The sequence below is a fragment of the Rhodococcus sp. MurmanLake-1 genome (assembly GCF_056945715.1).
This window is the reverse complement of sequence record NZ_JBWZNF010000003.1, coordinates 271,603-282,806: the sequence shown is the minus strand read 5'-3', so window position 1 is coordinate 282,806 and position 11,204 is coordinate 271,603. Positions and strand designations below refer to the sequence as shown.

The following is an 11,204-nucleotide window of genomic DNA, read 5'->3' as shown; positions in this document are numbered from 1 at the left end:
CTGTCCTCAGTGGTCTTGTGCCTCGGCCGGGGCGATCAGCGCCGGACCTGCGGCACCGCCGTGCGCGAGCGCGTCGAGGAACGAGCGTGCCCAGCGGTCGACGTCGTGGGTCAGGACCTGACGACGTAGCGCACGCATGTGGCGTCGGCCGTCCTCTCGCGGTTGATTGAGGGCCTTCTCCATCGAATCCTTGACGTCGTCGAGGTCGTGGGGATTGCACAGGAAAGCCTGGCGGAGTTCTGCTGCAGCGCCGGTGAATTCGCTGAGCAGCAATGCGCCGCCCAGATCACTGCGGCAGGCGACGTACTCCTTGGCGACCAGGTTCATACCGTCACGCAGCGGTGTGACCAGCATGAGGTCGGCAGCGACGAAGAACGCGACCAGTTCGTCGCGGGGGATCGGCCGATGGATGTAGTGGACGACGGGGCGACCGACTTCGCTGAACTCGCCGTTGATCCGGGAGACCTTCTGCTCGATGTCTCCGCGCATCTGTACGTAGCTTTCGACGCGTTCGCGGCTCGGGGTCGCCAACTGCACCATGACCGTGTCGGCGGGATCGATGCGCTTCTCCATGAGAAGTTCGTGGAGTGCGGCGAGCCTGACGTCGATGCCCTTGGTGTAGTCGAGGCGGTCGACGCCCAGCATGATGTGCTTCGGGTTTCCGAGTTCTTTGCGAATCTGCTTGGCGCGGTCTCGAATTGCCTTGGTGCGCGAGAGTTCGTCGAGCTTGCCGGAGTCGATGGAGATGGGGAATGCACCGACGCGGACGCTACGGAAACCTACTTGCACCACACCGAGTTTGGAGCGGACGCCGACGGTTCCGCGTGAAGTCTGCTGTCCGGCAAGGCGTCTGGCCAGATAGAGGAAGTTCTGTGCGCCACCCGGAAGGTGGAAGCCGATGAGGTCGGCGCCGAGGAGGCCTTCGACGATCTCGGTGCGCCACGGCATCTGCATGAACAGCTCGACCGGGGGAAACGGAATGTGCAGGAAGAATCCGATGGTGAGGTCGGGGCGCAGCATCCGCAGCATCTTCGGTACCAACTGCAGCTGGTAGTCCTGGATCCAGACGGTTGCGCCCTGAGCCGCTGCCTTGGAAGTGGCTTCGGCGAACCGCCGATTCACCTCGACGTAGGCGTTCCACCATTCGCGGTGGTACTCGGGTTTGACGATGACGTCGTGATAGAGCGGCCAGAGGGTGGCGTTGGAGAACCCCTCGTAGTACTCGTTGATCTCCTCGGCGCTCAGCGGCACGGGGTAGAGCTCGAGTCCGTCTTCGACGATGGGGTCGAGATCGGCGTCGGGCACGCCCGCCCAGCCCACCCACGCGCCCTGATTGCTGCGCAGGATCGGCTCGAGAGCGGTGACCAGTCCACCGGGGCTCCGCTTCCAGCGGGTGGTGCCGTCGGGAAGCCGTTCCAAGTCGACGGGCAGGCGGTTCGCTACGACGACGAACTCAGCCTGCCCGGACACGGTGTCACCGGTCGAAGAAGCAAGTGCGCTGTCAGAAAGGGTTGAACTGTTCGAATCCGGACTGACAGGCACGTGGTTCCTTCTCGGTCGGTGAGGGAAAGATTCAGTCGAGCTTGGCGGCGGGAGAGATACCGAGCATCGAGAGCAGCATCCTGCACTCGTCGGCATCCTCCGCGTATGCAGCGACAACGTGCTGCGCCATGCGCGCTGTTTCCTCGGCGACGGTCTCGATTTCCTCGTCCGCGATCTCGGTTTCGGCGGTCGTGTTCTCAGCCATCATGTTCCTCTCGTGCTTGCCTGCACGGCGCAAGCAATGTTTCTTACTCGCGACTCTATGAGAACTGGGCGTGTCGACGCTAGTTGCTCATGTATTAGGGTCGACTTACTTATCTCTGTACTCAACTTTATCGCTTCCATCGATGCTTGGAGTTCCATGAGTTCGACCCCCTCGAGTGTGACCGTCGACTCGGACGAGCCCGATAGTGGCAATCACAGTGGTGCTGCGATTTTGCGACGCGTCCTCGTCCGCAACCGTCGCCCGCTCGCTATCGGCACGGTTCTGGTCTGTCTGCACCAACTGACCGAGACGGCGGTGCCGATCTCCATCGGTGTGATCATCGACCGTGCCGTGGAGACTTCGGACACCACGGCCCTGATCGTCTCCATCGTCGGTCTCGCGGCTCTGTTTCTCGTTCTGACGGCCGCGTGGCGCTTCGGTGCACGCTTCATCGTCACCGCGATGCAGCAGGAGGCTCACCGCCTCCGGCTCGAGGTGGCGCACCGCGTCCTCGATCCGCGTGGGGTGCGAACCGATCTGCGTTCAGGTGAACTGCTGACTGTTTCGACATCGGACGCCGAGCAGACTTCGTGGATCGCGGACATCGTCCCGCGCGCGGCTGCGGCCCTGACGGCTGCGGTCGCGTCGGCCGTGGCGTTGGTGTGGATCGACCTCTGGCTGGGATTGGCCGTTCTGATCGGAACGCCGGTCATTCTCGGTCTGCTGCAATTGGCGGCGCCGCTCATCACGTCGAGGGCCACCGGTCAGCAGGCGTCGATCGCGCGGGCGTCGGCGATGGCTACGGATCTGGTCAGCGGATTGCGTCCACTGCGCGGTATCGGTGGTGAGAAGACCGCGTCGGCTCGCTATCGCACAGTCAGCCGTCAGGCGCTTGCGTCGACGATCGGCACGGCCAAGGCGACCGGTATCTACACCGGCGTTGCTGCGACCGTCAGTGCGTTGCTCGCAGTCGGTGTTGCGGGCTTCGCCGGATACTTCGCTTTGCAGGGCCGGATCACGGTCGGTGAACTGATCACCGTGGTGGGGCTTGCGCAGTTCATCATCGAACCGCTCGGATTGCTTGCGTCCATTCCCGGATACTTCGCGGTGGCGCGGGCGTCGTCGGATCGACTCGCATTGGTCTTGGACGCAGAGCCACTGCGGGGCGCGGGGTCGCAGACCGAACTCGAAGGCACCGACCTGACCCTCGACGGCGTCGAGTACAAGTCGCTCAAGGGCATCGACCTGCACCTGCCTGCCGGAGAACTGCTGGGCGTCGTGGCTTACCAGCCGCAGGACGCCGACGCTCTTGTCGCGGTCCTGTCCGGTCAGCTGGCGCAGGACGCGTATCGCGGAGTGGTGAGGGTTGGCGGAATCAGCCTGTCCGACATGGACTTGCGATTGGCGCGTCGGACGGTGTTGGTGGAGCCGCACATCACCGATCTGTTCTCCGGGTCCCTCGCCTCGAACGTCACTGCGGGCGCCGGTGACGGCGCTGCTCTCGACATCCAGAGCGCTCTGGCGGCGTCGGCAGCGGCGGATGTCGTCGACGCACATCCGGACGGTCTCGACCTCGAAGTGACCGATAGAGGCGCCAGTTTGTCGGGAGGTCAGCGACAACGCGTCGCCCTCGCGCGCGCCTTGGTGGCACAGGCACCCGTGATGGTCCTGCACGATCCGACTACGGCAGTGGACGCGGTGACCGAGGCGTCTATCGCCGAAGGAATCGCAGAACTGCGGCACGAGGGTGCCGGTGGCATCCACACGACGGTATTGATCACCAGCAGCCCCGCTTTGTTGGCTGTGACGGATCGAGTGATCGTCTTGAACGACGGAGTGATTGCCTCGATCGGCACACATTCCGAACTCTCTCGCGGCGACGCGAACTACCGAGGAGCGGTGCTGCGGTGACGGCCACGGACATGACAACCGATATGCCGGCCGGGGAGAACGCGAAGGTGACCGAGCGCGAGCTGTTGCCGATCGCGGGTGGTCGACAGACCTGGAAGTGGTTGCGGGCAGCGCTGGCCGAACACCGGATGCAGAGCCTGTTGGTCCTGATCGTCGCGGCTTCGGCGTCGGCGATGGCCTTGGTGCCGATTTACGTATTCGGTGTCCTGGTCGACCGGGTCCGGGACAACGCGCCCACGTCGACGATCGTCGGGGTGGTCGTGATCATCGCCGCCGCCGCAATCGTGGGCGGTGTGTTCACCGGTGTGGCCGCCTATCTGATCAAGCGACTCGGCGAGACGATTCTGGCGGACCTGCGCGAGCGAACCGTGGACCGGGCACTGCGCCTGCCGATCCAGACCGTCGAGAAGGTCGGTAAGGGCGATCTGCTCTCACGAGTCGGCGACGACGTGTCGGTGATCGCCAAGGCCGTGTCCGACGTGGTTCCCGGCATGATCGCAGCAGTTCTGCTCGTGGCTCTGAGCATGGTGACCATGCTGGGACTCGACTGGCGCCTCGGCCTCGCCGGAATGGTCGCGCTGCCGATGTACGCGCTGGCGCTCAAGTGGTACCTGCCGCGATCGGCTCCCATTTACGCTGCCGAGCGGGTAGCGATGGGCGCTCGTTCACAAGCGCTCATCAGCAGCCTCCAGGGTGCCAAGACGGTCCGCGCGTACAGCCTCGAGAAGGAACACCTCGGTCAGATAGATGCGTCGTCGGCAAAAGCGCGTGATCTGGCCGTCGGCGTGTTCGGCCTGTTCACGAGGTTCGCCGGTCGCGGTAACCGCGCCGAATTCGTGGGCTTGTCCATGATTCTCGTCGTCGGATTCCTGCTGGTCCGTGAGGACGTCGTGACAGTCGGCCAGACGACGACTGCTGCTCTGCTGTTCCATCGCCTGTTCAACCCGATCGGCTCGCTGCTTTACACATTCGACGAAGTGCAGTCGGCCGGCGCCAGCCTCGCGCGACTGGTCGGCGTCGTCGAGATCGAGGAAACGGAGCCTTCGACGGATGCAGGTTCCGTTCCGGCCGACGGTTCGCTGCGTCTGGACGACATTCGGCACAGCTACGACGGTGGCCATGAGGTTCTCCACGGAGTGACTCTCACCTTGCGAGCGGGGGAGCGCGTGGCGCTCGTCGGTTCGACCGGAGCCGGAAAAACGACGCTTGCGGCGATCGCTGCCGGTTCGATCACCCCGACGTCGGGGCGGGTGTCGATCGGTGGTGTCCCGCTTGCCGACCTCGACGACCTACGACGCCACATCGCGATCGTGAGTCAGGAGGTCCATGTCTTTGCCGGACCCTTGATCGAGGATCTGAGATTGGCCGCTCCCGAATCCTCGGACGAGGACGTAGCCGCGGCACTGCGGACGGTCGGCGCGTACGAGTGGGTGGAGGCTCTCGACGAGGGAATGCTGACCGTCGTGGGCGAAGGCGGGCACGAGATGACGGCGGCACAGGCGCAGCAGTTGGCTTTGGCGCGACTGGTATTGGCCGACCCGGCCGTCGCGGTACTGGACGAAGCAACAGCGGAGGCGGGCAGCGCCGGAGCACGGGAACTGGAAGCGACTGCCGAAGCCGCTACGGAGGGCCGCACCACTCTGGTTGTTGCACACCGGCTTACACAGGCCGCGGGCGCCGACCGAGTGATCGTGCTCGAACACGGACAGATCGTAGAAGAAGGCCCGCACCGCGAACTGGTGTCCGCGGGCGGGCGTTACGCACAACTGTGGGCGGCCTGGGAAGGTCGCGACTGAGGGGTTTGTACTGGGGTTTGTACTGAGGGGGTCTGATCAGACGATCAGGTGAGGTACCCGCCGCCGTGGGGGAAGAACTGGGCGGCGGTGTACTCGCTGCCGTCGTCGAGTCGGACGCGCTCGATCCGCAGTCCCTTGTTCTTGCCCGACCATGCGTCGGGGCCCGCGACGATCACCATGCCGTCATCTTCTTGAATGAACACTCGGCCGGGGGTTCCTCCGTAGTGCCCGCGTGAGACGGACGCCTTCAGGATGCGGATGCGCTGGCCCTTGAACTCCGCGAAAGCGTTGGGGTACGGATCGGACTGTGCCCGGACGAAACGCTCGATGACCTCCGCCGGCCAGGACCAGTCGACGTGGCTGTCCTGTGGTGCACGCTTGTGGAAGAACGTGGCCTGCGATCGGTCCTGCGGCGTCCAGTCGGTCCGCCCGGACGCGATCAGATCCAGGGCGTCGAGTGTGATGGGGCCGATCATGTCGATCGTGCGGTGGAACAGATCGGTGACGGTGTCGGTCGGGCCGACCGTTGTCGATCGCTGCAGCACGATGTCGCCCGCATCGAGTTCCTCGTCCATCAGGTGCGCCGTGAGGCCGACTTCTTCTTCGCCGTTGATCAGAGCCCAGATGAGCGGGGAGAATCCCGTGTACTTGGGCAGCAGCGAATCGTGGATGTTGAGGGTGCCGTACTTGGGTGCGTCGAAGACCTCCGCAGGCAGCCAGGTACGCCAGTTGTTGGCGACGATGATGTCGGGAGCTGCTTCGGCCAGCGCGGCTTTGAAGGCGTCGTCAGGCTTGTTCGCCACGTGAACGGGTACACCGTTCTCGGCCGCCAGATCTGCAACCGAGTCCGCCCACATCTGTTCGTAGACGTGCTCACTCTTCGGGTGTGTGATTGCCAGCACGACCTCGTGGTCGGAGTCGATCAAGGCCTGCAGGGTACGGTGGCCCCAGGTTTGGTATCCGAGCGTAGCGACTCTCAACGGGGGTCCTCCTGGACGAGCATGGGCTGGGGTTGCGGTCACACGACCGCCCATCAGCTTAGGCTATCCAACCAAAATTGTTGATCACACGTACGAGGAGGAAGGCTGACATGACGGTCGCCACAATCAACGGAATCCCCATCAATTACCAGGTCAAGGGTGATGGAGATCTGGTGGTGCTCATCATGGGGACCGGCAGCCCCGGCCGCGTCTGGGATCTGCACCAGACCCCGGCGCTGGTGGCCGCCGGCTACCGAGTCTGCACCTTCGACAACCGCGGAATCGCACCGTCCGGCGAGAGCCTCGGCGGCATCACGATGCCCGACATGGTTGCGGACACCGCCGGACTGATCGAGCACCTCGGTGGCGGCCCCGCCCATGTCATCGGAACCTCGATGGGCGCCCGGGTGGCGCAGGAACTGACGCTCGCCAGGCCCGATCTGGTTCGCAAAGCAGTGTTCCTCGCCGGCCACGCCCGGATGGATCATTTCCAGCAGGTCCTGACCGAGGGTGAGCGCCAGTTGTTCGACAGTGGCGTCGCTCTGCCGGCCAAATACCGTGCCGCAGTGACCGCGGTGATGAACCTTTCGCCGGCCACGCTGGCAGACGATCACTCCGCGCGCGACTGGATGGATATCTTCGAGTTCACCGGCGGCGCAACGTCACCGGGTGTTCGCGCACAGCTCGGTATGGACCGCGCCTTCGATCGACGGGGTGCGTACAAGTCGATCATGCGCCCGTGCCTGTCCGTCGCTTTCGCCGACGACCGCATGATCCCGCCCTACCTCTCCCGCGAGGTGGCGGACTGCATCGCGACGGCATCGTTCGAAGAGATTCCCGACGCCGGACACTACGGGTACCTCGAGCGTCCGGAGGCCGTGAACAAGGTGCTGATCGACTTCCTGGCGAAGTAGTTTTCCGCATGCGAGAAAGGGCCTGACCTGCTGACTGCAGGTCAGGCCCTTCTCATATTTCAGGCCAGTGCCAGGAACAGCTTCTCGAGTTCGGCCTCGGTCATCGGTTCCTGACCTTCCGCGCTGTCACCGCTCAGGCATTCACGCAGCCCGGAAGCGACGATCTTGAACCCTGCTCGGTCCAGCGCCTTCGACACGGCTGCGAGCTGCGTCACGACGTCCTTGCAGTCGCGGCCGTTCTCGATCATCGAGATGACCCCGGCAAGTTGGCCGTGAGCACGCCGCAGTCTGTTCAGTACGAGCGCAATGCTCTCTTCGTCGCCGGTCATGGTGGCCCCTTCTCGAGTGTTCGTGCTGCGACCGAGGGTACCCCTGGGGGCATGTCACTGCTTGATCCAGTGTTTGATCCGGCTGCGGTGTCAGATCAACGAGTCGACGGCTGCCCGCAACTTGACGGCGGCGTCGGCCGCCACGGACTCCAGGCCTGGTTCGCCGGAAACCTGAACCATGAGAGCGGGATTCATCGCTTCGACGAAGAACGAATTCTCGGTAGTCGTATCTTCGCGGACGACAACGTTGCACGGCAGCAGGAGGCCGATCTGACGATCCACCGAAACTGCCCGATGGGCCAACGGCGGGTTACAGGCACCCAGGATCAGGTACTTTTCCATGTCCTCGTCCAGCTTCGCCTTGAGTGTTGCCTGCATGTCGATCTCGGTCAGGATGCCGAAGCCCTGCTCGGCGAGAGCAGCACGAGTTCGGGTGACGACGTCGTCGAAAGTTCCGGTGACCTTGGTTGCGATCGCTATCGGTTCTGTGGGTGTTGTCATTGCCCGCTCCTTGTCGTCGGCTGCGATGTCGTTGGCTTCGGTGTCGTTGGCTTCGATTTCTCTTGTCTCCATCATACCCCTGGGGGTATCAAGAAGACAGTGATGTCGGGTACACGGTCAGCCATGCGAGAAGCTGATGTTCGGCAGGACGCGTCGTAACCATGCCGGCGCCCACCAGGCTGCCCGGCCGCTGAGGCGCAGGAGAACGGGCAGCAGCACCAAGCGGACGAGCACCGCGTCCAGGAGGACAGCTACACCGAGAATGATGCCCATTTCCTTGGGTGGCAAGGGATCTGCGAGCGCAAAAGTGAAGAAGACCGCAACCATCACTGCTGCTGCCGCCGCAATGACCCGACCCGAATGTGCGAGGCCGTCGATGTGTGCGGTCTCGGGGTCACCTGTGCGTTCGTAGTGCTCCTTGGCGCTCGAGAGCAGGAACACGGTGTAGTCCATCGCGATGGCAAAGATCATGGCGAAGAAGAAGACCGGACCCCACCCGTTGAGAAACCCCTGGGGATCGAAGCCGAGCAGGCCTGCTCCGTGGCCGTCCTGGAAAATCAACTTCGCGATTCCGAATGCGGCCCCAGTGGACAGCAGGCTGACCAGCGTGCCGATCAAGGCGATCAAAGGTGCCTGGAGGGCGATCAGCAGCAACAGGAATCCGAGCGTCAGAATCACGACCACCACGAAGGGAAGGTAGTCGTCGAGCGCCTTCTGAAGGTCGAGATTTTCAGCCGGAGCGCCGCCGACGAGCGCCGATTCCGGCAGTTGCGACCGAAGGTCGGCAAGGATGGTTTCCATCGCAGGATCTGACGGGTCGACGGTGGGAACTGCTTGCAGCATAACCAGATCGGATCCGTCGGCCGCTTGTTGCGTCGGGGTGATCATTGCGACGCCATCCACGCTCATGGCAAGACGCGAGGTGTCGGCTGCATCGTCGGCGGACGTGACGATCTGCAGCATTCCGGGTGCCCCGTCACCGAACTGCTGCTGCACCAATTCGTATCCCTGTCGAACCGGGGCGTCCTCGGGAACCACGGCGATGGAGGGCATTGCAACCTTCAGTCCGAAGACCGGAACGACGAGGGCGATAAGGACGATCACGGCGCCGATGCCGAAAGGCCACGGGTGCTTGTGCAGCAGTGATGCCCAAGCTGCGAACATCGGGGAGCGGTGCTGCTGGCGCTTTGCATACGGTAGTGAACCGCCGTTGACCTTGGCGCCGATCCGGCCGAGCACGGCAGGTAGCAGGGTGAGTGTTGCGGCGAGAACGAAGATCACAGCGAGCATGATTCCGACAGCCATCGTGCGTACGGCTGGGGCTGGAACGATGAGCACCGCAGACAAACTGACCAGAACTGTGAGGCCGGAGAGGACAACAGCTTTGCCGGCGGTGTCCATCGTTTGAGCCACGGCGGCCCGCGGATCCGGATCGGTTCGCAGTGCTTCCCGGAACCTGGCGACGAGGAAGAGTGCGTAGTCGATGCCGAGTGCGAGAGCGAACATCATCGCGAAGTTCATGGCCCACACGGAAATCGGCGTGATCTCGTTGAGGATCACAAGCCCGCCCGCCGAGGCGACCAGACCTGCGAGTGTCAGAAGCAGTGGGAGTCCTGCGGCAACCAGGGAGCCGAAGGCCAACACCATGATCGCGAGAGTGACGGGCCACGACATCATTTCGGCCTTGATCATCGCTTCGTGATTGGCCTTGTTGAAATCGCTCCACAAAGCCGACGCGCCGGTGGGGTACACCTCGATGGTGTCCGTGGACAATGCAGTGAGTTCCTTGCCGAGTTCGTCTACCGCACTGACCATCTCGTCGGTACTTGCGTTGGCGCCCGCGATCATGATGCCGGTATGTCCGTCCGGGCTGATGGTCATGCCGGTCTGCGGGGCGACCACTTCGCCGAAACGAGGGTCCGCGAAAAAGATTTCCGTTGCCGCCGCCAGCGTTTGCTGCATCGACGGATCGGTGATGGGCACAGAATCCGAGTGAACGACCACCTGCACTGCAGCGGAGGAGTTTCCACCGAAATGCTGCTCGGCCAACTCGCGAACCTGCACTGATTCGGATCCGTTTGCCTGCCAACCTGCGCCGGCCAGGGAGGTGAAGACGCTGGGTGCTGCGGCGCCGAGTGCGACCAACGCGATCAACCAGACGCCGATGACGAGGCGGGTGTGCGCCCCCATCGATCGACCGAGGCGCGCGAGTATGCCGTCGGATTGGGCGGGTGGGTCCGCGGTGACTGTTCTGGTCGCTGACATCTTCGCTCCTGATACGGGTGGGGGTATTCCTGACCGTCACCTGTATACCCCCAGGGGTATGTATCTGTCACGTTTGAGGGTTCTCTATGCTGCTCGTTGCACCGTCTGATCGGAGACAGTGGAACGAACCGCGGTGAAACGAACCACGAGGAGCAGTGATCATGGACGCACACGACTGGGACGAGCGATACCGAGCGGTGACGGAGCCGTGGGGAATCGACCCGGCGGGAACCGTCGCAACACGAATTGCCGACCTGCAGCCGGGCACTGCGATCGATCTGGCCTGCGGCGACGGCCGTCACGCGCGGTGGATGGCCGGGCAAGGGTGGTCGGTGACTGCCGTCGACTACTCGTCGGTGGCGATCGATCTGGCACGGGCGAGTGACTTGGACAAGGCTGTCGACTGGCAGGTCGGCGACGCGACCACGTGGCAACCGGAAGGGGTAGTTGACCTGGTGTTGGTCAGCTTTCTTCACCTCGAGGTCGACGAGTTGGCCGACACGCTCAAACGCGTCGGGGAGTGGCTGACGCCAGGCGGGCGCGTCCTCTATTTGGGGCATTCGATCGAGAACTTCCACCGTGGTGTGGGCGGACCACCCGAACCGACCATTCTGCCCGGTATTTCCGATCTCGCTCGCGCCGCGGAGGGATCGAGGGTCTACGCCCTCGAACATGTCGTCCGGCCGCAGGACGGTAAGACGGCAATCGACGTTTTGCTCGAATTCGGTCCGTGGGAACAGGTCTGACCAGGGCGGGAGCGC

At 63.6% G+C, this 11,204-nt stretch carries 10 protein-coding genes; 4 read left to right on the top strand and 6 right to left on the bottom strand.

Annotated elements, in window-relative coordinates; all coding sequences use genetic code 11:
* Positions 1 to 6 precede the first annotated feature (6 nt).
* Both AC2ETI_RS11240 and AC2ETI_RS11235 read right to left on the bottom strand, forming a co-directional pair.
* Positions 7 to 1,470, bottom strand: coding sequence for an alpha,alpha-trehalose-phosphate synthase (UDP-forming) (locus tag AC2ETI_RS11240; RefSeq protein ID WP_020906320.1), 1,464 nt, complete (start codon positions 1,468 to 1,470; stop codon positions 7 to 9).
* Between the two features lie 103 nt (positions 1,471 to 1,573).
* Positions 1,574 to 1,747, bottom strand: a complete 174-nt coding sequence (locus AC2ETI_RS11235) for a hypothetical protein (protein WP_483633912.1) — start codon at positions 1,745 to 1,747, stop codon at positions 1,574 to 1,576.
* 156 nt (positions 1,748 to 1,903) lie between these two features.
* On the opposite strand from AC2ETI_RS11235, the gene AC2ETI_RS11230 reads away from it, so the two are divergent.
* Positions 1,904 to 3,658 carry an ABC transporter ATP-binding protein gene (locus tag AC2ETI_RS11230; protein WP_483633911.1) on the top strand — a complete coding sequence of 585 codons (1,755 nt, stop codon included), beginning with the start codon at positions 1,904 to 1,906 and terminating at the stop codon, positions 3,656 to 3,658.
* Positions 3,659 to 3,681: 23 nt separating this feature from the next.
* The gene (locus AC2ETI_RS11225) at positions 3,682 to 5,454 is read left to right on the top strand and encodes an ABC transporter ATP-binding protein (protein WP_483634005.1); all 1,773 of its coding nucleotides are present in this window, start codon (positions 3,682 to 3,684) and stop codon (positions 5,452 to 5,454) included.
* 44 nt (positions 5,455 to 5,498) lie between these two features.
* Here AC2ETI_RS11225 and AC2ETI_RS11220 read toward each other — a convergent pair whose 3' ends face one another.
* Positions 5,499 to 6,434, bottom strand: coding sequence for a methionyl-tRNA formyltransferase (locus tag AC2ETI_RS11220; protein WP_483633910.1), 936 nt, complete (start codon positions 6,432 to 6,434; stop codon positions 5,499 to 5,501).
* A 110-nt stretch (positions 6,435 to 6,544) separates the two neighbouring features.
* On the opposite strand from AC2ETI_RS11220, the gene AC2ETI_RS11215 reads away from it, so the two are divergent.
* Complete coding sequence (locus AC2ETI_RS11215) at positions 6,545 to 7,348, top strand: alpha/beta fold hydrolase (RefSeq protein WP_020906324.1); 804 nt, start codon at positions 6,545 to 6,547, stop codon at positions 7,346 to 7,348.
* A 59-nt stretch (positions 7,349 to 7,407) separates the two neighbouring features.
* Here AC2ETI_RS11215 and AC2ETI_RS11210 read toward each other — a convergent pair whose 3' ends face one another.
* The 3 genes from AC2ETI_RS11210 to AC2ETI_RS11200 form a co-directional block, all read right to left on the bottom strand.
* A complete protein-coding gene (locus AC2ETI_RS11210) occupies positions 7,408 to 7,677 on the bottom strand; it encodes a metal-sensitive transcriptional regulator (RefSeq protein WP_007734349.1) in 270 nt (89 codons plus the stop codon).
* A gap of 90 nt (positions 7,678 to 7,767) precedes the next feature.
* On the bottom strand, positions 7,768 to 8,178 hold the full coding sequence (locus tag AC2ETI_RS11205; RefSeq protein WP_020968512.1) for a DUF302 domain-containing protein: 411 nt from the start codon (positions 8,176 to 8,178) through the stop codon (positions 7,768 to 7,770).
* Positions 8,179 to 8,295: 117 nt separating this feature from the next.
* The gene (locus AC2ETI_RS11200; RefSeq protein WP_081098326.1) at positions 8,296 to 10,443 is read right to left on the bottom strand and encodes an MMPL family transporter; all 2,148 of its coding nucleotides are present in this window, start codon (positions 10,441 to 10,443) and stop codon (positions 8,296 to 8,298) included.
* A gap of 161 nt (positions 10,444 to 10,604) precedes the next feature.
* Between AC2ETI_RS11200 and AC2ETI_RS11195 the strand changes: the two genes are divergently transcribed.
* On the top strand, positions 10,605 to 11,189 hold the full coding sequence (locus AC2ETI_RS11195) for a class I SAM-dependent methyltransferase (RefSeq protein ID WP_060938453.1): 585 nt from the start codon (positions 10,605 to 10,607) through the stop codon (positions 11,187 to 11,189).
* Positions 11,190 to 11,204 lie beyond the last annotated feature (15 nt).

Bases quoted from the DNA above. Each gene is read 5' to 3' on its own strand.
- AC2ETI_RS11235 (WP_483633912.1), bottom strand. From the start codon at position 1,747: ATGGCTGAGAACACGACCGCCGAAACCGAGATCGCGGACGAGGAAATC.
- AC2ETI_RS11230 (WP_483633911.1), top strand. From the start codon at position 1,904: ATGAGTTCGACCCCCTCGAGTGTGACCGTCGACTCGGACGAGCCCGAT.
- AC2ETI_RS11225 (WP_483634005.1), top strand. From the start codon at position 3,682: ATGCCGGCCGGGGAGAACGCGAAGGTGACCGAGCGCGAGCTGTTGCCG.
- AC2ETI_RS11215 (WP_020906324.1), top strand. From the start codon at position 6,545: ATGACGGTCGCCACAATCAACGGAATCCCCATCAATTACCAGGTCAAG.
- AC2ETI_RS11210 (WP_007734349.1), bottom strand. From the start codon at position 7,677: ATGACCGGCGACGAAGAGAGCATTGCGCTCGTACTGAACAGACTGCGG.
- AC2ETI_RS11205 (WP_020968512.1), bottom strand. From the start codon at position 8,178: ATGACAACACCCACAGAACCGATAGCGATCGCAACCAAGGTCACCGGA.
- AC2ETI_RS11200 (WP_081098326.1), bottom strand. From the start codon at position 10,443: ATGTCAGCGACCAGAACAGTCACCGCGGACCCACCCGCCCAATCCGAC.
- AC2ETI_RS11195 (WP_060938453.1), top strand. From the start codon at position 10,605: ATGGACGCACACGACTGGGACGAGCGATACCGAGCGGTGACGGAGCCG.